The sequence below is a fragment of the Micromonospora sp. NPDC049891 genome (assembly GCF_040660295.1).
Classification (GTDB): Bacteria; Actinomycetota; Actinomycetes; order Mycobacteriales; family Micromonosporaceae; genus Micromonospora.
The window spans coordinates 208,369-230,004 of sequence record NZ_JBFAML010000008.1 but is presented as its reverse complement, the minus strand read 5'-3'; the positions used below and the strand labels follow the sequence as shown (position 1 = coordinate 230,004).

Sequence of the window (21,636 nt, the reverse complement as noted above, 5' to 3'; positions counted from 1 at the left end):
CCCGCCGGCCCGCCCCCACCCGGCCTGGGGGCGATCCCGGTACCGGGCGGCGGTCCGTCCGTCCTTGATCGGGTACTACGCCGCGAGGGCGAGGGCCAGCGGGAGGACGGCTCGCGCACCGGCACGGCGGAGTTCCCGGGCCGCCATCGTCATGGTCCACCCGGAGTCGACCAGGTCGTCCACCAGCAGCACCGGGCCGTCCAGGTCGGCCACGGCGTCGGCGAGGTCACCGGGGACGGTGAGGGTGCCGTGCAGGGCGCGTACCCGCTGGGCGCTGTTGCCGCGCGGACCGTCGGCGGCCACCGACCCGGCGCAGCTCACCTGGCCCAGCAGCGGCAGCCGGCCGACGGCGGCGATCCGCTCGGCCAGCGAACCGACAAGCGACGGACGGGTCCGGGAACTGACCGCGACCACCCCGGCCGGGCGGCTCGGCCAGGGGTCGTCGCCGTGTGCCCACGCCTTGAGCACCTCGACGACGGCGGCGGCCACGTCATCGGGCACCGGGCCGTCCGACGCGCCCGGCCCGACCAGGCCGCGCAGCCGGCCACCCCAGCCGAGGTCCGACAGCCGACCGACGGCGCGGCCCGGCAGCGCCTGTTCCGCCGGGGCGATGCGCCCCTTCAGGGGTACGCCCACCGACTCCAGGCCGGTCGGCCAGAGCTTCTTCGGCGCGATCTGGACCCCGGGACGGCCGAGGAAGGTCTGCGCGGCGGTCAGCGCGGCCGCCGAGACCTCGGGCGGGAACAGCGCCTCGGCGCAGTTGTCGCACCGGCCGCAGTCGAGCGCCTCCGCATCGTCCAGGCATTCGCGCAGGTAACGCATCCGGCAGCCGGTGGTCGCCGCGTACTCGATCATCGCTTGTTGTTCGGCGGTGCGGGCCGCGGCGACGCGGCGCAGCCGGGCCTCGTCGTAGGTCCAGGGCTCGCCGGTGGCGAGCCAGCCGCCGCGTACCCGGCGGACCGCGCCGTCCACGTCGAGCACCTTGAGCATCAGCTCCAGCCGGGCCCGCCGCAGGTCCACCAGGGGCTCCAGGGCCTGCGTGGACAGCGGCCGGTCGGTGTGCAGCGCGGCCAGCACCGCGCGGACCTGCTCCTCCGGTGGGAAGGCCAACGAGGCGAAGTACCGCCAGATCGCGGCGTCCTCGGCGCCGGGCAGCAGCAGCACCTCGGCGTGTTCCACGGCCCGTCCGGCCCGGCCCACCTGCTGGTAGTACGCGATCGGCGACGGCGGCGCGCCGAGGTGCACGACGAAGCCGAGATCCGGCTTGTCGAAACCCATGCCGAGCGCACTCGTGGCCACCAGGGCCTTGATCTTGTTGTCCAGCAGGTCCTGCTCGGCGGCGCGGCGGTCGGCGTCCTCTGCCTGCCCGGTGTACGCGGCCACCGCCCAGCCGCGCGAGCGGAGGAACTCGGTGGTCTCCGTCGCCGAGGCCACGGTCAAGGTGTAGACGATGCCGGAGCCGGGGAGCCGGTCCAGGTGGTCGGCGAGCCAACCGAGCCGGTGCGCCGGGCTGGGCAGGTCGAGCACGCCCAGCCGGAGCGACTCCCGGTCCAGGCTGCCCCGCAGCACCAGGACGTCCGGTCGCGGCCCGGTCGCGGCTGTCGGTTCGGTGCCCAGCTGTTCGGCCACGTCCCGGGTCACCCGGGCGTTGGCGGTGGCGGTCGTCGCGAGCACCGGGGTGCGGTCGGGCAGGTTACCGAGGAAGGTACGCAGCCGGCGGTAGTCCGGCCGGAAGTCGTGCCCCCAGTCCGACACACAGTGCGCCTCGTCGACCACCAGCAGACCGGTGGTGGCGGCCAGCTTCGGCAGCACGCCGTCCCGGAAGTCCGGGTTGTTGAGCCGTTCCGGACTGATCAGCAGCACGTCCACCGTCCCGGCGTGGATCTCGGCGGTGATGTCGTCCCACTCGTCCAGGTTCGCCGAGTTGATGGTGCGGGCCCGGATCCCGGCCCGGGCCGCCGCGTCGACCTGGTTACGCATCAGGGCCAGCAACGGCGACACGATGACCGTCGGCCCGGCGGGAGCAGCCGGGCGGTGCGTCTCGTCGCCGTCGCGCTGGCGCAACAGCGCGGTCGCCACGAAGTACACCGCCGACTTGCCCCACCCGGTGCGCTGCACACAGAGCACCCGTCGCCGATCCACCACCAGCGCCTCGATCGCCCGCCACTGGTCCTCGCGGAGCCGGGCCTGCGCGCCGGCCAGCCGGCGCAGCACCGCCTCGGCCCGCTGCCGTACCGCCGTCCGTTCCTGGCTCATCCGACGTTTCTACCAGCGGTGCGGCAGCGGAGCCGGACCGCGGCCGGGAGTGTGTTCTACCATTCCCGTTCGATACCGGAGAGAGAGACGAGATGACTCAGCGAACCGGCACCACCGCCACGACCCGGCGTCTCGCGGCCGTGGCCGCCGCCCTGCTGGCCGCGACCCTGGTGGCCGGCTGCGACGACGAGGCCACCCCGGAGGCGGCTCCCCCGCCGCCGGACCCGAAGCAGGAGTTGCTGGCGGCCGTGCCGGGTGAACAGGACCCGGCGTTCCGCTTCACCACGAGCGACGCCTCGGGTGACGTCTCGGGTGTGGTCGATCCGGCGAACCGGGGCATGGACATCGACACCGTCACCAAGGACAAGGACTTCACCCTGGAGATGTCCTTCCGGATGGTCGAGTCACGCACCTGGATGAAGGTGAACTTCAAGGGCGCGAAGGACATCCAGAAGCTGATGAAGCTGCCCACCAAGTGGATGGAGCTGGACCCGGCCAAGATCGAGGGCCCGGACTCGCTGCCCACCTACGAGGGCACCGACCCGGGCAACGCCGACGCGATCATCCGCGCGGCAACCGACGTCCAGGCCGGTGAGCCCGGGACGTACACCGGCGTGGTGGACCTGTCCGCCGTGCCCGAGCTGGCTGACGCCCTGGAGGGCGTGGCCGCGCTCGGTGACGCAGCCGGGCAGCTCCCGCTCAGCGCGGTGGTCGGCGCGGACGGCAACCTGTCCTCGCTGACTCTGGAGATCCCGGCGGCCGGCAAGAAGAAGGCGTCCGAGTATGTGGTCGAGTACTTCGACTTCGGCGCCGCCCCCGAGGTTGTCGCGTTCACCGGCGGCCAGGCCCAGCAGGCCCCGTCCGCCGCGTACGACCTGCTCAACGGCTGACCAGCCGCGCCCCGATCAGGAGGTTCGCGGCCATCGCGGAAGGCCGCGCCCCGCCGGACGATCATGGTCGGGTCAGCGACCGAGCACCGACCCGCCGTTGACCCCGAGCACCTGGCCGGTCACGTAGCCTGCGGCAGGGCTGGCCAGGTAGCGCACCGACTCGGCGACGTCGTCCGGCACCCCGGCGCGCCCGACCAGGGTCGCGGCGACCCGCTGCGCGTGTCCCTCCGGGGTCATCCGGCCGGCGAAGAACTCGGTCTCCGCGACGTAGCCCGGGCTGACCACGTTGACCGTGATCTGGTCCGGCCCGAGTTGGGCCGCCAGGCTGTACGCCCAGCCGTGCAGCGCCGCCTTCGCCGCCGAGTACGCGTCGCCGCCACCACGCTGCGCGGCGATGGAGCTGATCAGGATCACCCGTCCGCCGGGCCGGCGCAGTGCCGGCCGCAACGCCTCGGTGAGCAGCACCGCGGTGAGCACGTTCGTGTCCAGGGTCGCCCGCCAGTTCGCGGCGATCCCGGCAAGCGTGCCGCTGTCCGCGCTGTGGTAGCCGCCGGCGTTGTTGACAAGCACGTCGACCGGCCGACCGCCGACCGCCTCGACCACCTTCACCACGTGGTCGGGGTCGGTGAGGTCCGCCGTCACGGACCGGATCGCGTCGGGACGGCCGGATTCGGCTCCGATCCGCTCGGTCGCCGCAGTGAGCACCTCCGGGCGCCGACCCACGACCAGCACCGAGCAGCCGTCCACGACGAGCGCCCGCGCCACTGCCGCCCCGATGCCCGTACCGCCGCCGCTGACCACGGCCAACCGCTCGCTCATGCCACCCTTCCCACCGCCACTCGCCCACACGCCCCGTCCGGGGCCGCCGATCATGAGGTTAGCGGGACGGCACGCCGTTGTGCCGCCCCGCCAACCTCGTGATCAACCCTGGCGTCGGGTGCCGAGGCGCAGGGAGTCGCGGAGCAGGGACAGGCGAGGGGCGAGGCTGGCCAGGCCGCCGGGGAAGAAGTAGACGGCCAGGATGAAGACGGTGCCCAGCACGAACAGCGGCTGGGACAGTGGCCGGCTGAGGAACGCCGGCAACGCGTTCACCGCGTCGGAGGTGCCGAAGGACACCAGCCGGTGATCGAGGTACATGTAGAGGATGCCGCCCAGCACCGGACCCCACCGGGTGCCCGGCCCGCCGAGGACCACCATCACCAGCAGGGACAGGGTCAACTCGCTGCTGGTGATGTGCGGCGAGGCGCCGCCGACGATCAGGCAGTAGACCACCCCGCCGGCCGCCGCGAGACCACCGGCCAGGGTGAAGGCGACGAGCTTGAACCGGTACGGATCCAACCCGAGCACGCCGATGCGGCGCTCGTCGTCGCGCAGCCCGGCCAGCACCCGACCGGTAGGTGAGCCGCTGACGCGGTGCACCACGAACACCACCACCACGAGGTACGCCAGCGCCAGCCAGTACAGGTTCACCGTGTTGGCGACCCCGACCAGCCCCTCCGGCAGCCCGGCGACGTCCAGCGGCAACCCCTCCTCACCGCCGGTGAGCCCGCCGAAGTCCCGGGCCACCAGGATCGCCCCGACCTGCGCGAACGCCAGCGTCACCATGGCGAAGGCGATGCCGACCGTACGCAGCGCCACCGCGCCGAGCAGACCGGCGAGGATCGTGCCACCGACGATGGCCAGTGGTGCGGCCTGCCACAGCGGCAACCCGACCCGGGTGATCAGGATGTCGGTGCCGTAGACGCCGGCGGCGAAGTAGAGGGCGTGACCGAAGGAGAGCATCCCGGTGCGCCCGAACAGCAGGTCGTAGCCGGCTGCCAGACCGCCGAAGACCAGGCACACGGCGAGCAGTTGCAGGGTGCCCGGCGAGTTCAGCGCACCCTCGAAGATGCCGGGCAGGTGCAGCGTCGAATACGGCAGGATCAACGCCACCGCCAGGGCGACAAGCGGCAGGAACGGGCGGAGTCGGCCCCAGCGGCCCGGTTCCTCGGTCAGCTCGTCGGGCACCGCCGCCGGGGGTGCCGGAACCTCGGGACTCTTGACCTCGGTCATGCCGTAACCGCCTTTCCGGCGATGCCCTGCGGGCGCAGCAGCAGCACCACGGCCAGCAGCGCCACCACGCAGATGTCGCCCAGCCCGGAGGTGCCGTAGTAGTTGACGAACTGTTGCAGCAGCCCGACCGCGACCGCCGCGTACGCGGACCCGACCACCGAGCCCATGCCGCCGATGACCACCACGATGAACGCGAAGATCAGCAGCGAGCCGCCCTGCTGGGGCGAGACGGTGCCGAAGTAGACGCTGCCCAGCGCCCCGGCCAACGCCGCCGCCGCCCCGCCGATGGCGAAGACCAGGGTGAACGCCTTGCGTACGTCGATACCCAGCGCGGTCACCATCTCCCGGTTCTCCACCCCGGCCCGGATGATCAGGCCGTAGCGGGTCCAGCGGAGGAAGGCGAGAATCGCGCCGAGTACCAACGTCGCGGCGACGATCAGCAGCAGCCCTCCGTTCGGCACCTGCGCGCCGAATATCGAGGTCACCTCGCGGGTCCAGGCCGGACGCGGGAACGGTCGGGCGTCCGCACCCCAGGTGGCCTGCAACAGCGCCACGCCGGCGAGTGAGAGACCGACGGTGACCAGCACCTGCTCGATGGTGCGCGAGTAGAGCGGCCGGATCAGCACCAGTTCGACAAGGATCGCCATCAGCGTGCCGGCGGCCACCCCGAAGGCGACCGCGACCACGAAGCCGAGGCCGTCGGGGCCGGCGCCGGGCAGGTTGCCCGCAGCCCACCAGGTGGCGTACGCGCCGACGCCGAGGAAGAGCCCGTGGGCGAAGTTGAGCACGTCGGCCAGACCGAAGACCAACGACAGCCCGGAGGCGACCAGGAAGTAGAGGGCTGCCAGGCCGAGGCCGGTGAGCGTCAGCAGAATGATCGCGTCCATCAGCTACCGTCCTCCGGGGCCGACGCGGCGGCGGCCGGGTGGTCGACCCGTTCTACTGCCGCCCCGGCGGGCTGGTGCCCGGTGGCCGGCCCGGAAGGATGGTGGCCCTCCGCCGACCCGACGCCGAGCAGGGACCGGGTCAGCGCGGTCTCCAACAGCAACTCCTGGGCGTCACCGGTCCAGGCGACGCGGCCGGCGGCGAGCACCACCGCGTCGCGCGCCAGCCGCCGGACCACCGCCAGGTTCTGCTCGACAAGCAGCACCGGTACGGACTCCGCGACCCGTTCCAGCACCTCGGCCACCTCGGTCACCACCTTCGGCGCCAACCCCTTGGTCGGCTCGTCGACAAGCAGCAGTCGGTTGTCGTTGAGCAGCACCCGGCCGATGGCGAGCATCTGCTGCTGCCCACCGGAGAGCGAGCCGGCCCGCTGCCGGGAACGCCTGTCCAACTCGGGAAAGAGGGCGAACACCCGGTCGTACGCCGGGGATGTGCCGCGCCGCTCGGCGAGCCGCAGGTTCTCCGCGACGGTGAGGCCGGCGAAGACGCAGCGGTCCTCCGGCACGTATCCGAGCCCGCCGCGGACCAGGCGGTGGGTCCGCTGGGACAGCAGGCTCTGGGCACCCATCCGGACCGTGCCACGCACCTCGCCGTTACGCGGGGTCAGCCCCACGACGGCGCGCAGCGTGGTGGTCTTGCCAACCCCGTTGCGGCCGAGCAGCACGGTGACTCCGGTCGGAGCGACAGTGAACGACACTCCCTGGAGGATGTGCAGCCCGGCGATCCGGACCGACAGATCCTCCACGGTGAGTACGGGTTCGGTCACAGCGACTCCCCGAGATAGGCCTCTTGTACTGTCGGGTTGGCCATCACCGTCTCCGGTGTGTCGCAGGCCAGCAGCGCGCCGTGGTGCATCACGGCGATCCGGTCGGCCAGTTCGAGGATCACGTCCATGTGGTGCTCGACCATCAGCACCGCCCGGCCGCTGTCGCCGGTCAACGAACGGATCACCTGGACCAGCTCCGGCACGTCCTCGGCGCTGACCCCGGCCATTGGCTCGTCGAGCAGCATCACCCGTGGCTCGCCGGCCAGCAGCAGCGCGATCTCCAGCTTCCGCTTCTCGCCGTGGGCGAGGGTGCCGGCCAACGCCGTACCCCGGTGGGCCAGGCCGACCCGGTCGAGCGCCGCGTCGGCGGCGGCGGCGACCTCCCGGTCGGCCGCCGCCCGCCGCCACAGCTTGAGCGAACCCCCGCGGTGTGCCTGCACAGCGAGCCGGACGTTCTCCCGCACGCTCAGCGAGCCGAAGACCGAGGACGCCTGGAAGGTACGGCCCAGGCCCAGCCGGGCCCGCCGGTACGGCGGCAGGTCGGAGATGTCCTGCCCGTCCAGGGTGACCCGGCCTTCGGTGGCCCGGCGCAGGCCGGTGATCAGGTTGAACAGTGAGGTCTTGCCGGCACCGTTGGGGCCGATCACGCCGAGGAACTCCCCGGGTGCCAGGTCCAGGTAGACGGAGTCGACGATGGAGACCTCACCGATCCGCCAGGTCAGACCGCGGGTGGCGAGCATCTCCGGTCAGCCCTTCATCGCCTGGACCGGCGGTGCGGTCTCGTCACCGGTGAGCGCCTTCTGCGCGGCCGCGGTGAAGGCGTCGCCGCTGCCGGTCAGGCTCGCCTGGTACATCGGCTGGAGCAGGGCGTGGTCCTCGGCGCGGATGGTCATGGTGCCCTTCACGCTCTCGAAGCTCCAGCCCTCCAGCGCGGTGACCATCTTGTCGACGTCGTCGCCGCCCTCGGCCGCGGCGCGGACCACCATCTGCGCGGCGGCGAACCCGTCCGGGTGGAACAGGTCGAGCGTGCCGCCGGGGACCTTCGCCTTCGCGGCCTTGGCCGCCTCGGTGTCGCTGGCCCCGTCGAAGTAGTGCGACAGGAAGGAGATCTTGCTGCCGGCGGCGCCGAAGGTGGGCCAGGAGGCACGGATGTCCAGGCCGGTGACGACAGTGGTGGAGGTGAGCACACCCTGCTGGTCGAGGGTCTGCCACATCGCCGGAGCGGTGGTGCCGGCCCAGGCGACGAAGAGCAGGTCCGGCTTGGCGGACTTGATCTGGCTGGCGAACGGGGTGAACTCGGTCGCGCTGGCCGGTGCCCGGACGGCGCTGACGCTCGCACCGGCTCCGCCGATGACCGCCTTGACCGCCGCCTCGTTGGCGTCGCCGAAGGCACCGTCCTGGGCGAAGACCACCACCTTCTTGCCGGCCGGGTCACCGATGAACGACTTCGCCGTCACCACGTCCTGGTACGACTGCCGACCGGAACGGAACGTGTACTTGTTCGCGCCGGTCACCGCGTCGGTGGCGGCCGGCCCGGAGATGAACAGCACCTTGTTCTGCGCGGCGATCGGGGCGACCTGGAGCGCCACCCCCGAGGCCGTGGAACCGGCGATGATCTTGTTGCCCTTGCCGATCAGGTCCTTGGCCGCGGAGACCGCCTTCGCCGGGTCGCCCGCGTCGTCGACCTCGGTGATCTCGATCGCCCGATCGCCCACCTTGTTTGTGCCGTTGGTGGCGAAGTCCAGGCCGGCCCTGAACCCCTCGATGTACTGCTTTCCGTAACTGGCCAGCGCTCCCGACTGGGAGTAGACCAGACCAACCTTCACCGGCGCGGCGCTGTCGCCGCCGCCGTTGGCGGTGTCCTGGGGGCTGCCACAGGCCGTGGCGGCGATCGCCGCGGCCATCATCGTGGCGGCGGAGAGGAACACCCGCCGTGTCGTCCGGACCGTCATTGCGACTCCACGTGAGGACTCAGAGGGAGGAAACCTTATGTGTCGGCTCACGCTAGAAGTGACGTCACCCACGGGCTATGTGGCGGAAACACACAAGTAACAGGGTTGGGGTGGCCAGCCCTTACAAGCTCGGCGCCCGGGGCGGTCCGGTCCGCCGCAGCGATGGGCACCGCTCCCACGACACCGGCCCGCCATGTGTCGCCCACCCCCACGGTCCGCCGCCCACTCGCAGGCGCGGCTGCTCTCTGGCGATGGCAGGTTGCGACATGTCGGGGCCTCCGGGCAAGCCGAAGGCACGAGTTGCGGTGTCCTGCGCACCGGCAGCGTGCGCGGAAGCAGGGCGGCCCGCCGCCCGGGGATGGCGGCGGGCCGAAGGGTGTGCTGCGCGGGGTTCAGCGGCGGGGTAGGGCGGCGCGGGCGGCCACGGCGGTGTCGGGGTGGTCGGTGAAGACGCCGTCGAGGCCTAGCCGGTAGAACAGCTCGTACTCGGCCTGGATGTCGCCGCGGGCGTTCGGGTCGGCGCCGATCCGGAAGTCCGTTGGAAGGAACTGGTTCTCCGCCCGGAAGGTCCAGGCGTGCACGATCAGCTTCTCCTTGTGCGCGTCCCGGACCAGGGTCGTCGGGGCGAGCAGCTTGCCGGTGGTGTCGCGCGGCACGATGAGGTTCTTGTTGGCGCCGACACCGTCGGCGTAGCGCGAGATCCACTTCAGTCCGGCGGGGGTCGCCAGGTCGCGGTAGGTGCGGGTGTCACCGGCCACGGTGAAGTCGTACGGACGGCCGGCGGCGTCGAGCAGCTGGGCCAACCTGACGTCGGTCAGCCGATCCAACCGCCGCAGGTTCGCCGTCTCGAAGGACTGGATGATGACCGGCGAGTTCCGCTTCGTCCATCCTGCCCGACGCAGCGTCTCGACCAGCGGCTCCTCCAGCGGCAGGCCGATCGACGCGAAGTACGTCGGGTGCTTGGTCTCCGGGTAGACACCGATCACCCGGCCACGTGCCTTGCCCTCGACCCGGGCCAGGTCGATCACCTCCTGGAAGGTGGGCACCTGGAACTGGCCGTCGAACGCGGTGTTGGTGACCCGTACCTGGGGCAGCCGCTCCTTGGCCCGCAGCGTCCGCAGCTCAGCGAGGGTGAAATCCTCGGTGAACCAGCCGGTCACCGACACCCCGTCGATGGTCTTCGTGGTCCGGCGGTCGGCGAACTCCGGCCTGGCCGCCACATCGGTCGTACCGCTGATCTCGTTTTCGTGCCGGGCGACAAGCACACCGTCGGCGGTCGCGACCAGATCAGGCTCGATGTAGTCGGCACCCATCCGGATCGCCAGGCGGTACGCCTCAAGCGTGTGCTCCGGCCGGTATCCGCTGGCACCCCGGTGACCGATGACGATGGGTTGGTCACCGACGCGGGCCGGGTCCGTGCCGCCTGCCGGCTTCGCCGTGGCGACCATGGGCGTGGCCACGGCGGCGGCGAGCAGGGTCACCGACACACCGAGGGCGGAAAGGGTACGTCGCAACGCGGTCTCCTTGACTCGTCGGGGAACCGCCTCAGCAGACCTGCCCGGGCTGACCGTCAGTTGGTCCGCGCCTGACCATCCGGTGAATCCTCCGTCGTGCGTCCGTTGAAGCAGAGCAAGGGAGGCCGGCGGGCGGGGTGGCGGGATGCCGGTTCCGGCCCGGAACGGGTGGGTGAAATCGGAAGATTGTCTGGTGCGTCGGTTCCTTCGTCACCCGGTGCGGCTCGTGCCGCTGGTCTTCCTGGTGGCGATCCTGATCGGCACCGGCCTGCTGATGCTGCGCCCGATGACCATCGAGTACCAGCACACCCCGTTCATGACCGCGCTCTTCACCGCCACGTCGGCCATCTCGGTCACCGGCCTGACAGTCACCGACACCCCGAACTACTGGTCCGGGCCCGGACTGGTACTGATCACGGTGCTCACCCAACTGGGCGGGCTCGGCATCCTGACCGGTGCCGCGCTGGTGATCCTCACCGTGTCCCGGCGGCTCGGCCTGCACAACCGGCTGCTGGTGCAGGCCGAGACCGCGGAGTACGGGCTCGGTGACGTACGCCGGCTGCTGCTGCACATCGCCGCCACGGTGTTCGCCTGCGAGCTGGTGATGGCGCTCCTCGTCACGGCACGTCTCTGGCTGGCCTACGACTATCCGTTCTGGCAGGCCCTCTGGACGGGCTCGTTCCACGCCGTGCAGGCGTTCAACAACTCCGGCTTCTCGCTCTACAGCGACGGGCTGCTGGCCTTCTCCCGCGACCCCTGGGTCAGCCTGCCCTTGGCCCTCGGCGCCATCGTCGGCGGTCTCGGCTTTCCGGCCCTGTTCGAGGCGGTCCGCGAATGGCGGCAGCCGGCCCGCTGGGCGGTCGCCACCAAGTTGACCATCTGGGGCAGCGCCGCCCTGATCGCCTTGGGTGCGGTCGCGTTCCTGGCCGCCGAGTGGGCCAATCCGTGGACGGTCGGTCAGTACAACGTTCCCGGCAAGGTGGTCGCCGCGTTCACGCAGATCGCGCTGGCCCGCACCGGCGGCTTCGAGGTGGTGCCGACCGACCTGCTCCGGGAGGAGAGCTACACCCTGCTGATCGGGCTGATGTTCATCGGTGGCGGCAGCGCCAGCACCGCCGGTGGGATCAAGGTCTCCACGTTCTTCCTGCTCGCCTTCGTCATCTGGGCCGAGGTCCGCGGCGAGCCGGACGTCACGGTCGGGCACCGTCGGGTCGCCACCGCCAGTCAGCGGCAGGCCCTCACCGTCGCGCTGCTCAGCGTCGCGATCGTGGCGGCCGGGACCGCCGCGCTCATCGCGATGACCGACAAGCTTCCGTTCTACGCCGCGCTGTTCGAGGTCACGTCGGCGTTCAGCACCACCGGGCTCTCGGTGGGCGTCCTGTCGTCCCTGTCGGACGGTGGCCATCTGCTGCTGACCGTGCTCATGTACGTCGGCCGGGTCGGGCCGCTCACCTTCGGCTCGGCGATCGCCCTGAACACGCGACGCCGGCTCTACCGCTACCCAGAGGAGCAACCCGTTGTCGGATAGGAAGCCAGACGAGGGTGGCATCGCGGTGATCGGCCTCGGCCGGTTCGGCAGCCACCTGGCCGAATCGCTCTCCGCCCTCGGGCGCGAGGTACTGGCCATCGATCGCGACGCCCAGCAGGTGCAGAAGTGGTCGCCGATGCTCGACCAGGTGGCGCAGGCCGACGCCACCGACGAGGAGGCACTGCGCCAGCTCGGGGTGACCGACCTGGGCCGGGCGGTGGTGGCGATCGGCGCCTCCGTCGAGGCCAGCGTGCTCACCGTGCTCGCCCTGGTGGAGCTGGGCGTACCGCAGATCTGGGCCCGGGCGACATCAGGGCAGCACGCGAAGATCCTCTCCTCGGTCGGCGCGCACCGCGTGATCTTCCCCGAGGCGGAGACCGGCGAGCGGCTCGCCCACCTGATGATCAGCCGGATGCTCGACTTCGTGGAGTTCGGTGAGGCCTTCGCGGTGGCGCGGATCCGCGTACCGGCGTCGCTCGTGGGTCGCCCCACCACCGAGGTCCGACTGCTGGACCGCTACGGCGTACGGGTGATCGGGATCAAGCGACCGGGCGAGGGCCGGTACCGCTACGTCTCGGACGGCCTGGAACTCGCCGAGGACACAGTGCTCATCGTGGAGGGCACCATCGAACAGGTCCAGCGCTTCTCCACGCTGTCCTGACCGGTCAGCTCACCTGCCGGGGCCCTTGCCGGGCTTACCCGGCTGCGGCTTGCCCCCGCCCTTGCCCTTTCCCTTGCCGTCGTCCGGCTTGGGCTTCTCGGCCTTGGACTTCTTTGCCTTCGGTTTGGTCTCACCGGAGCCGCCGGAACCGGCCTTCCCCGCGGTCGCCTTCACCGTCTTGGCCGGGGCCGACTTGGTAGGTGCCGGCTTGGTGGTGGGGGTGGTGCCGGCCACCCCGGAGACCCGCACCCCGCACACCGCCGTGCCGACCCGGAACTCCACAGGCAACGGGTTCGTCCCGGTGTACCGCCCGGTCAGGTTCAGCTTCTCGGTGGCACCGGGTGCCAGTGCGGGCCGCTGCGGTGCCGGTTGCACCGCCACGGCCCGACCCTGCTGCCGTACCGGCGCCGGTGTCGCGGCGGTCACCTCCTGCTCGCCGGGGAACGCGAAGCTCATGGTCCAGTCGCGCAGCTCACGGTCACCGGTGTTGGTCAGGCTCAACTCCGCGGTGAAGTCCTTGCCGGAGTCCTTACGCAGCGCGTACGTGACCTGGCAGGGCAGTTCCTGCTCGCCGCCGATGCGCGCCTGGGTCGGCTGGTCGATCCCGCCGCTGGCCGGGCTGTGCGAGGTGACACCCCAGACCGCTGCCGTGACGATCATCAGCCCGGCGGCGGCCGCCACCGCTTCCACCCGGCGCCGGCGGGTCAGCCCGCGACGGGTGCGCAGGCCGGCCAGGGGCAACGCGCCGGTCGCCGCGGACCAGGGCAGGATCGTGGTGCCGGCGTCGGCCAACGACGACGGGGTGGTCTCACCGGAGCCGACGCCCACCGGCACCGTCGGCACCTTTCCGGCGGCCTGGGCGAGGACCCGGGCCAACTCGGCGGTGGCCGGCCGGTCCGCCGGTCGCTTCGCCAGGCACCTCTGGACGAGGTCGGCGACGCCGCCGGGCAGGCCCGGCACCTCGGGCATCGGCTCCGGCTCGCGGTACATGTGTGCCCGCAGCATCTGCGTGGTGGTGTCGGCCTGCCAGGGCAGCCGGCCGGTGAGCATCCGGTACAGCAGCAACCCGACCGCGTACACGTCGGTGGCCGGGCTGACCTGACCGTTGTCGAGCCGTTCCGGAGCGAGGTACGCCGGGGTGCCGAGCAGGGTGCCGTCGGGCCCCTTCTCGCTCTCACCGACCAGGGCGGAGATGCCGAAGTCGACAACCTTCACGCCGGTCGCGGTGAGCATCACGTTGCCGGGGGTGACGTCGCGGTGCACCACGCCTCGGGCGTGCGCGGTGGCCAGCGCGGAGGCGACCTCGGCCGCCACCGTCACCGCTTCCCGCCACGGCAGGCGTCCGTCCCGGGCCAGCCGCGCGGTCAGCGGGCCGCCGTCGATCAACTCCATCACCACGTACGGCACGGTCAACCCGACCTGGACGGACTCGCCGTAGTCGTACACGTTCGTGATGTTGGGGTGGCACAGCCGGGCGGCGGCCTGGGCCTCGATCCTGATCCGGTGTCGGAACGCCCGGTCGCTGGCCAGCCGGGACGCGAGGACCTTGACCGCCACCTGCCGGCCGAGCACCTCGTCGTAGCCCCGCCAGACCACCGACATGCCGCCAGCGCCGAGCTGCTCGATCAGCCGGTACCGCTCACCGAGCAGTTGCGCTGCTCCCCTACTTACCCCACCACCCATGGTCGGCGTTGTTGCCCGACGTGAGGCCGCCTACACCTTTCTGGTCTGATTCGGTCACGGATGTCACCCGATCAGGCGGTGGCGAGCAGTTGGTCCACCGGCGCGTAATCGTCGGTGAGCACCAACGCGTCGCCGACGAAGTCCGTCAGCTCACCGCCGCTGAGCAGGCTGACCGGCTCGTTGGCGTCGTCGAGGCGGGCCCGTACCGCAGCCAGCGGCAGCGGCGCGTCGGAGGCCACGATGAGGAAGTTCGCACCCCGCTCCCCGGCCAGCGCCTCGGGCGGGGCGATCAGCGCGACATGCCCGAACTCGGCGGCGACGGTGGCCACCTCGCTGCGGATGAACCGCAGCGGCGGGTAGTCGATGACGTTCTGCACGTAGATCCCACCCGGCCGGGTCACCCGACGGATCTCGGCGGCCATCTCTTGGGTGGCCAGGTGCCACGGCACCACCAGATGTCCGAAGGCGTCGCCCACCACGAAGTCCCGGCTGTCGGTCGCCTCGGCGGCGACGAGCAGCCGGGCGTCGCCCACCACCGCCCGCAGGTCCGGCCCCTGGCGTACGCCGAGTCGCCGCTCCCCCAACTCGACAAGCCCACCGTCGATCTCGAACACCAGGTTGTCGGTACTGGGCCGGGTGGCGGTCAGGTAACGCGGCACGGTGAACCCGCCACCGCCCAGGTGCAGCGCATCGAGCCGCTGGCCGGACGGAGCGAGCACGTCGGCCACCGCGCCGATCCACCGGGTGTACGCGTACTCCAGGTGGGTCGGGTCAGCCAGGTCCACGTACGAGTGCTGGGCCGAGTTGAGCAGTAGGGTCCGTCCGCTGTCCCGGCCCGGATCGGCCTGGACACGGGCGCAGTGGTACGCCGTCTCGACGTCGCAGGGATTCGGGGCGACCATGGTCAGCCCGGCCCCGGCCAGACCGAGCACCGCCAGCGCGGCCTTGACCCGGGCCGGCCCGGGCAGGGCGGCGCGGTCCTGCCGGTGCAGGTACACGCCCAGCGCGATGCCGACGATGCCGAGGGAGGCGGCCAGCCCGAACAGGATGACGGTGCTGGGCAGGGCGGCCACCAGCACGAAGCCGGTGACCAGGGTGGCCGTGACGGCGCCGAGCGTGCCGATGCCGGAGAGACGGCCGACGACCTGGCCGGTGCGGCGCAGGTCGGCGAGCTGAAGCTTGATCACCAGTGGGCTGACCGAGGAGAGCAGCATCGCGGGCGCGAAGACGGCGACCGCGACCAGCAGCAGGACGGCGCTGGCCGCGCCGCCGCGCAGCACCTCACCGGCGTACCGCACCGCCGGCAGGGTGATCGCGGTGGCGATGCCGGAGAGCACCAGCGCCGGGGCCAGGAGCGTACGCGGGTTGCGCCGGTCGGCCAGCCAACCGCCCGCCCACGCCCCGTACGCGATCGCCGCCAGCGCGATCCCGATGACCGAGCTGGTCACCTGAAGGGTGACCCCGACGTACGGCCCGACCAGGCGCAACGCGGCGGTCTCCAGGACCAGGACAGCGCCGCTGGAGTAGAAGACCAGGAACGCGGCGAGCCCGTTGGGCAGGGCCCGGGGCACCTCCGGCGAGGACGACACGGTAGGTGCCGCCACCTCAGGCGATGGAGAGTTCATCGTGGCGATGGTACGCAGCGATCCGCCGCGCGTACGTCAATGCATGGAAAGATGAACGTGGTTCGTGTGGTCGGCGGCCGGACTGCCACTTCCGCCGTACGCTCGCCACCCGGTACCCGGGTGCCAGATCTGGCGGTACCAGATCACGTAGAGCACGCCGAGCCGGTCGGCGTTGCGGACGTGCCAGGCGGCCAGGCTGTCTCCGTACGACTTGTCGCCGCCGGTGGCGGTACGGTCCTCGAAGCCGTTCGTGGCGGCCGAGAAGTCACAGGCCCGCCCCTTGGGGTGCTCGCCGGAGCCGCCGCTGCGGTAGCAGGAGACGTGCCGCTTGTAGCCAGCGGCCTGGGTCTGCTTCAGCGCGTGCAGGGTGCGCGGTGTGATGCAGCCCGAGGTGGTCGGGTCGTTCACCGAACACGACTCGCCGGGCCAGGAGCCGTCGGAGTTGCGGGGCGCCGGCTTCGCCGAGGTGGAGCTGCCACCGCTGAACCCGCCGCTGCTGCCGGAACTGACCGCCGCCAGGGCCGCCTCGGCCTCCCGCTTCTTCTTCGCCATCACCGCCAGCTGCTTGGTCTGCTCACGCACCTCGGCGTTGATCGCGAGCTTGGCCTGCCGGGCCTGTTCACGCGCCTCGCTCAGCTCGCGGATCCGCCGGCCGTCCCGCTGGGCCATCATGTCGAGGTTGGCCGCCCGCTGCACGAACGCCTCCGGGGTGGTGCTGTCCAGCAGCACGGCCGCCGGGCTGAGCCGCCCGACCCGGTAGGACTGGGCGGCCACTTCACCGACCATTGCGGTCAGCTCGTCCAGCCGGCCCTCCATCGCAGCCAGCTCCTTGGCCATCTGCTTCTGCCGCTTCTTCGAGCCGTCCAGCTTTCGCTTGGCGTCGATGTGCGCCTTGGCGGTGGCCTCCAGGGCGTCGCGCAGCTTCTTGCTGCCGCCCTCGTTGGGCTCGGCGTACGCCGGCACGGCACCCACGCCGAGCAGCAGCGCCACGGCGGCGAGCAGGGCGATCAGCGGCCGGTGGGCGTACCGCCGGACGGGCATGGACCTGCGCACGAAAGCATCCTTTCGTCGGCCGCCGGCCCCCGATGAGTTCACTGCGCGGCGGCGGCCCCCGCCGGCGCCGGTCGGCGGCCTGCTGGCGGAAGGCCGCCGGTCAGGATACCGGAAGCAGCCCTCCCCACCAGCCCCCCGACCCTCAACCCCAGCCAACCCTCGACCCCCCGCAACCACCCCCTCACCCTCCGCACCTCACCCCGCGTCCCGCCCGCGTTGATCATGAGATTAGCGGCAATTTTGATCTCTGAGACTGCCGTCAACCTCATGATCAACGCGAAATCAACGCGGGGTTGGAGGGGTCAGGTGGAGAGGAGAGTGGTGTGGACTTCGGTCCAGACCTTGTCGTTGACGGCGACCAGGAGGCCGTGTTCGGTGTCGGCTGGGTGGTAGTCCGTGCCGTCGAGTCGGCGGGCCACGCCGCCCGCGGCCCGCACCAGCAAGGTGCCCGGGCCGTGGTCCCAGGGCAGGGTCCGCCAGAACAACACGAACTGCTGCTGGCCGGTGAGCACGTCGAGATACTCGCGACCGGCGCAATGCTGCCCCGGCAGCAGCTCGCCGAGCCGCGCACCGCCCGCCTCCACCGTGCGCCGGGAGGGCCCCGGCAGGAACTTCGTCATCGCGGCGCCCCGCAACTCACCCACCGGCGGTGCCCCGTCGGGCAGCTGCAACGGCTGACCGTCCAGGTACGTGCCCTCGCCGGTACGGGCGGTCGCCAGCGCGTCGGCCAGCGGGTCGAACACCCACGCGGCCACCGGCTCACCATCGGTGAGCAGGGAGACCATCAACGCGAACGGACGGCGGCCCGCCGCGAAGTTCGCGGTGCCGTCGACCGGGTCGACAAGCCACACGTCCCCGGAGGCGCGCAGGTGACGCAGCAGGTCAGGATCGTCGGCCACCGCCTCCTCGCCGACCACCACCGAACCGGGGCGCAGCCGGAGCAACTCGGCGCTGATCATTTCCTCGGCCCGCCGGTCGGCGACCGTGACCAGCTCACCGGGGGCCTTCTCGGTCACGTCAGCGGCGTCGAGATGACGGAACAACGGCAGTACGACGTGGTCGGCGGCTTCCCGCAACAGCCCGGCGACGTCGTCGAGCAGGGTGTCAGCCACGTGGCGGCAGCTTCACCACGCTGACGAAGAACTCGTCGATCTGCCGGACCACCGCGATGAACTGCTCGAAGTCGACCGGCTTGGTGACGTACGCGTTCGCGTGCAGCTGGTAGCTGCGCAGGATGTCCTCGTCGGCCTGGGACGTGGTCAGCACCACCACCGGGATCCGGCAGAGCTGCTCGTCCTTCTTGATCTCCTCCAGCACCTCCCGGCCGTCCCGCCGGGGCAGGTTCAGGTCGAGCAGGATCAGGTCCGGCAGCTCCGCGTCCGCGTACTGGCCCTCGCGCCGCAGGTAGGCCAGCGCCTCGGCACCGTCGGAGACGACGTTGAGCCGGTTGCGCAGCTTGTGCTCCTCGAACGCTTCCTGGGTCATCAACACGTCGCCCGGGTCGTCCTCGACCAGCAGCACCTCGATCGGGCTGTTGCCGTCCGCCGGCGCGGTCATCCCACCGCCTCCTTCATGCCACCTGTCCCACCGCTGGCCTGTGACAGACCAGCGACGGCCGAGGGGCGCTCCGATCCGCCGCCGGCCTCGGCGCCGACGGTACCGTCACCCGCCCGGGCCTCGTCATCGGCCCGGTCCGACGCCTCGTCCGTCCCGACTTCCGCCGGATCGGACCCGTCCGCACCGGACCCGTCCGCACCCGTCGCGCCCTTCGCGGCCTCGACGTCGGCGGGCAGCGCCGGCAGGGTGAAACGGATCGCCGTCCCCTCGGGCACGTCCGTGTCCACCCAGACCCGACCACCGTGGTACTCCACGATCTTCTTGACGATCGCCAACCCGATCCCGGTACCCGGGTAAGCGTCCTTGGCGTGCAACCGCTGGAAGATGACGAAGATCTTGTCGGCGAACTCCGGCTCGATCCCGATGCCGTTGTCCTGGCAGGTGATCTCCCAATCCTCGCCGATCAGCCGGGCCGAGACGTGCACCTTCGGCGGAACATCCGCCCGACGGAACTTCACCGAGTTGCTGACCAGATTGACCAGCAGGTTGGTCAGCAGGGGCTCCTCACCGCGGATCACCGGCAGTTCGCCCCAGGTCAGCTCGGCGTCGGCGTACTGCCGGGCCGGCTCGGTCTGCGCCGCCACCTCCTCCATCAGGTGGTTCAGGTCGACATCGGTGAAGCCCGCGGTGAGCCGTCCGATCCGGGAGAACGCCAACAGGTCGTTGATCAGCCGCTGCATCCGCTGCGCGCCGTCCACCGCGAAGGCGATGTACTGGTCCGCCCGCTCGTCGAGCCGCCCAGCGTAACGCCGTTGGAGGAGCTGACAGAAGCTCGCCACCTTGCGCAGCGGCTCCTGCAGGTCGTGCGAGGCGACGTAGGCGAACTGCTCCAGGTCACGGTTGGACCGGGTCAGCTCCTCGGCCTGCTTCTGCAACTGGGTGTTGACCCACTCGATCCGCTCCCGGGCCTCACGCACCTCGGCCAGGTCCGCGGCGATCTTCTGGCGCATGGCGTCCACGTCCTCGCCGAGACGCCGGAACTCCGGCGGACCGGTGCCGGAGATGCCGTGGCCGTAGTCGCCGATGGCGACCTCCCGCACCTGCCCGGCCAGGCTGGTCAACGGACGGATCACCATCCGCTCCAGCGAGGTGAGCAGCACCACCCCGGCGACCAGCACCACGAGCGCGGCGATGACCAGCAGCAGCACCAGCAGGTTGCTGGTGCTGCGTACGTCCGTGGCGGCCTCTTCGCGCACCTCGAGGATGCCCGTCTGAAGCACGTCGACGGCGACCCGGATCTGGTCGAACTGCTGCCGCGACTGGTCGGTGAGCAGCTGCTGGCCAGCGGCGGTGCCACCGGCCTCGATGGCGCCGATGACCGGCAGGGCGACAGTCTGCCGCCACTGCTCCGCCCGCTGCTGCACCAGCTGGAACTCGTCGCGCAGCTCCGGGTATGTGGTCAACAGCCGGTCCATCGAGGCGGCCAGTTCCTGCTCACGCTGCCGGCCGGTGTCGAACGGGGCGAGGTCCTCCCGCTCGCCGGTCAACGCGTACCCCCGGATGGCGGTCTCCTGATCGACCAGGACCGCGAGCAGCTCCTGAGACTGGGCGCGCAGCGGACCTGTCACGTTGAGCACCGCATCGATGTGCGCCCGGTTACGGGTGGCGACCACCGCCTCCGCGACAGCCACCCCGATCAGCAGCAACCCGACGACCGCGACCAGCACCGCCAGCCGACCGCGCAGACTCCAGCCGGCACCCGTACTCGTCACCGGCCACCACCCCGCGTGACCAGCAGCATCGCCACGTCGTCGGCGAACGGACCGTCGTTGAGCTGCTCGGCCCGGCCGACCAGCCAGGCCGGCAGGTCCGGCAGCGGAACCGCCCGGCTCGCCGGCTCGGCCAGCAGGCGGGTCAGGCCGGGCACGTCGAGCCGTTCGTCGCCCGCGCCCACCCGGCCCTCGATCAGACCATCGGTGTACATCAGCAGAGACCAGTCCTCGGTGTCGAACTTCAGGTCGAAGGCGACCGGCCGGCGGGGCCGTACGCCGAGCAGCAGACCACCCGGTGCCGGCACCGGAGTCACCCGCCCACCGGCGAGCAGCACCGGTGGCGGGTGGCCGGCCAGCCGCACCGTCGCCCGGCCGGCGGCGAGGTCCAGCCGGGCCGTCGCCACGGTCGCGAAGATCTCCTGAAGCCGGCGCTCGCTCATCAGCACCTGTTCCAGCGCGGGGAGCACCTCGTCGTCAGGTACCCCGGCGAGGATCAGTGCCCGCCAGGCCACCCGCAGCTCGACTCCGAGGGCCGCCTCGTCCACGCCGTGTCCGCAGACGTCACCGATGATCAGATCCACCCGGTCCGGCCGGGTCTGCACCACGTCGTAGAAGTCCCCGCCGATCAGGGCGGCGTGCCGGCCGGGCCGGTAGAAGGTGTGTACCGCGATCTGGTCGGTCGACATCAGCGGCTGAGGCAGCAGACCGCGCTCCAACCGGGCCGACTCGGCCTGGCGCAGCTCCACCTCCCGCAGCCGGCGGGCGTTCTCGTCGGCCCGTTTACGCTCCACCGCGTAGCGCAGCGCCCGGGTCAGCAGCACCCCGTCGACCTGGCCCTTGACCAGGTAGTCCTGGGCCCCTTCGGCGACCGCCACAATGCCGAGGTGCTCGTCGGTACGACCGGTGAGCACACAGACGGCCGCGCTGCCGGACATCTCCAGCACCTGCCGGAGCCCGTCCAGCCCCTGCGCGTCGGGCAGGCCCAGGTCGAGCAGTACGCAGTCAACCCCCGCGATCCGTCGGCGGGCCTCGCTGAGGCTGGTCGCCACCAGCAGGTCGATCCCGGAGTTCGTCTCGGCCAGCAGCTCGCCGACCAGGAAGGCGTCACCCTCGTCGTCCTCGACCAGCAGCACGCGCAGCCGCTCCCCGGGGGGCAGGTTCGGGTTGCCACCCAGCCCTCCCTGCGGGTACGGCCACGACACGACGGAGGGACCGGTCATCCCGGTCCCCCGGGTCGGCCGGGTCACCGCCGCGACTGGCGGAAGATCGCTGGTGATGTCGGGCTCCTTCCGAGTGCCCTGCTGATCCTGTATTAGACAACGTTCGCACACAACACGACCGGGCACCCTCAGGTGGCATGGAGGATGATGTGCACCCCTGAA

General features: G+C 71.4%; 18 protein-coding genes. 3 read left to right on the top strand and 15 right to left on the bottom strand.

What is annotated here, in order from left to right:
- Positions 1–75 precede the first annotated feature (75 nt).
- On the bottom strand, positions 76–2,256 hold the full coding sequence (locus AB0I71_RS13615) for a DEAD/DEAH box helicase (RefSeq protein ID WP_357584221.1): 2,181 nt from the start codon (positions 2,254–2,256) through the stop codon (positions 76–78).
- A 92-nt stretch (positions 2,257–2,348) separates the two neighbouring features.
- Here AB0I71_RS13615 and AB0I71_RS13610 point away from each other — a divergent pair, with 92 nt between their 5' ends.
- A complete protein-coding gene (locus AB0I71_RS13610; protein ID WP_357584219.1) occupies positions 2,349–3,146 on the top strand; it encodes a hypothetical protein in 798 nt (265 codons plus the stop codon).
- A gap of 72 nt (positions 3,147–3,218) precedes the next feature.
- On the opposite strand, the gene AB0I71_RS13605 is transcribed toward AB0I71_RS13610, so the two are convergent.
- The 7 genes from AB0I71_RS13605 to AB0I71_RS13575 all read right to left on the bottom strand — a co-directional run bounded on the left by AB0I71_RS13605 (position 3,219) and on the right by AB0I71_RS13575 (position 10,375).
- Positions 3,219–3,965, bottom strand: a complete 747-nt coding sequence (locus tag AB0I71_RS13605; RefSeq protein ID WP_357584216.1) for an SDR family oxidoreductase — start codon at positions 3,963–3,965, stop codon at positions 3,219–3,221.
- Between the two features lie 102 nt (positions 3,966–4,067).
- Positions 4,068–5,198 carry a branched-chain amino acid ABC transporter permease gene (locus AB0I71_RS13600; RefSeq protein WP_357584214.1) on the bottom strand — a complete coding sequence of 377 codons (1,131 nt, stop codon included), beginning with the start codon at positions 5,196–5,198 and terminating at the stop codon, positions 4,068–4,070.
- Positions 5,195–6,085, bottom strand: a complete 891-nt coding sequence (locus tag AB0I71_RS13595) for a branched-chain amino acid ABC transporter permease (RefSeq protein WP_357584212.1) — start codon at positions 6,083–6,085, stop codon at positions 5,195–5,197. The genes AB0I71_RS13600 and AB0I71_RS13595 overlap by 4 nt, the downstream gene beginning before the upstream one ends.
- Positions 6,085–6,909, bottom strand: a complete 825-nt coding sequence (locus AB0I71_RS13590; RefSeq protein WP_357584210.1) for an ABC transporter ATP-binding protein — start codon at positions 6,907–6,909, stop codon at positions 6,085–6,087. The genes AB0I71_RS13595 and AB0I71_RS13590 overlap by 1 nt, the downstream gene beginning before the upstream one ends.
- Complete coding sequence (locus AB0I71_RS13585; protein ID WP_099849466.1) at positions 6,906–7,649, bottom strand: ABC transporter ATP-binding protein; 744 nt, start codon at positions 7,647–7,649, stop codon at positions 6,906–6,908. The genes AB0I71_RS13590 and AB0I71_RS13585 overlap by 4 nt, the downstream gene beginning before the upstream one ends.
- 6 nt (positions 7,650–7,655) lie before the next feature.
- A complete protein-coding gene (locus AB0I71_RS13580; RefSeq protein ID WP_357584208.1) occupies positions 7,656–8,861 on the bottom strand; it encodes a substrate-binding domain-containing protein in 1,206 nt (401 codons plus the stop codon).
- A 392-nt stretch (positions 8,862–9,253) separates the two neighbouring features.
- Positions 9,254–10,375 carry a glycerophosphodiester phosphodiesterase gene (locus AB0I71_RS13575; RefSeq protein ID WP_357584206.1) on the bottom strand — a complete coding sequence of 374 codons (1,122 nt, stop codon included), beginning with the start codon at positions 10,373–10,375 and terminating at the stop codon, positions 9,254–9,256.
- Between the two features lie 193 nt (positions 10,376–10,568).
- Here AB0I71_RS13575 and AB0I71_RS13570 point away from each other — a divergent pair, with 193 nt between their 5' ends.
- Positions 10,569–11,903, top strand: a complete 1,335-nt coding sequence (locus tag AB0I71_RS13570; protein ID WP_357584204.1) for a potassium transporter TrkG — start codon at positions 10,569–10,571, stop codon at positions 11,901–11,903.
- Positions 11,893–12,564, top strand: a complete 672-nt coding sequence (locus tag AB0I71_RS13565) for a TrkA family potassium uptake protein (RefSeq protein WP_357584202.1) — start codon at positions 11,893–11,895, stop codon at positions 12,562–12,564. Before AB0I71_RS13570 ends, AB0I71_RS13565 begins: the two co-directional genes overlap by 11 nt.
- Before the next feature lie 9 nt (positions 12,565–12,573).
- On the opposite strand, the gene AB0I71_RS13560 is transcribed toward AB0I71_RS13565, so the two are convergent.
- The 7 genes from AB0I71_RS13560 to AB0I71_RS13530 form a co-directional block, all read right to left on the bottom strand.
- Positions 12,574–14,247: a serine/threonine-protein kinase gene (locus AB0I71_RS13560; RefSeq protein ID WP_357584200.1), complete on the bottom strand. Its 1,674-nt coding sequence runs from the start codon at positions 14,245–14,247 to the stop codon at positions 12,574–12,576.
- A gap of 71 nt (positions 14,248–14,318) precedes the next feature.
- Complete coding sequence (locus tag AB0I71_RS13555) at positions 14,319–15,872, bottom strand: fused MFS/spermidine synthase (protein ID WP_357584198.1); 1,554 nt, start codon at positions 15,870–15,872, stop codon at positions 14,319–14,321.
- 36 nt (positions 15,873–15,908) lie between these two features.
- Complete coding sequence (locus tag AB0I71_RS13550) at positions 15,909–16,913, bottom strand: hypothetical protein (protein ID WP_357584296.1); 1,005 nt, start codon at positions 16,911–16,913, stop codon at positions 15,909–15,911.
- A gap of 314 nt (positions 16,914–17,227) precedes the next feature.
- Positions 17,228–18,037 carry an inositol monophosphatase family protein gene (locus AB0I71_RS13545; RefSeq protein ID WP_357584196.1) on the bottom strand — a complete coding sequence of 270 codons (810 nt, stop codon included), beginning with the start codon at positions 18,035–18,037 and terminating at the stop codon, positions 17,228–17,230.
- Complete coding sequence (locus tag AB0I71_RS13540) at positions 18,030–18,482, bottom strand: response regulator (RefSeq protein WP_357584194.1); 453 nt, start codon at positions 18,480–18,482, stop codon at positions 18,030–18,032. The genes AB0I71_RS13545 and AB0I71_RS13540 overlap by 8 nt, the downstream gene beginning before the upstream one ends.
- Complete coding sequence (locus AB0I71_RS13535; RefSeq protein WP_357584192.1) at positions 18,479–20,254, bottom strand: ATP-binding protein; 1,776 nt, start codon at positions 20,252–20,254, stop codon at positions 18,479–18,481. The genes AB0I71_RS13540 and AB0I71_RS13535 overlap by 4 nt, the downstream gene beginning before the upstream one ends.
- The gene (locus tag AB0I71_RS13530) at positions 20,251–21,501 is read right to left on the bottom strand and encodes a fused response regulator/phosphatase (protein WP_357584190.1); all 1,251 of its coding nucleotides are present in this window, start codon (positions 21,499–21,501) and stop codon (positions 20,251–20,253) included. The genes AB0I71_RS13535 and AB0I71_RS13530 overlap by 4 nt, the downstream gene beginning before the upstream one ends.
- Positions 21,502–21,636 lie beyond the last annotated feature (135 nt).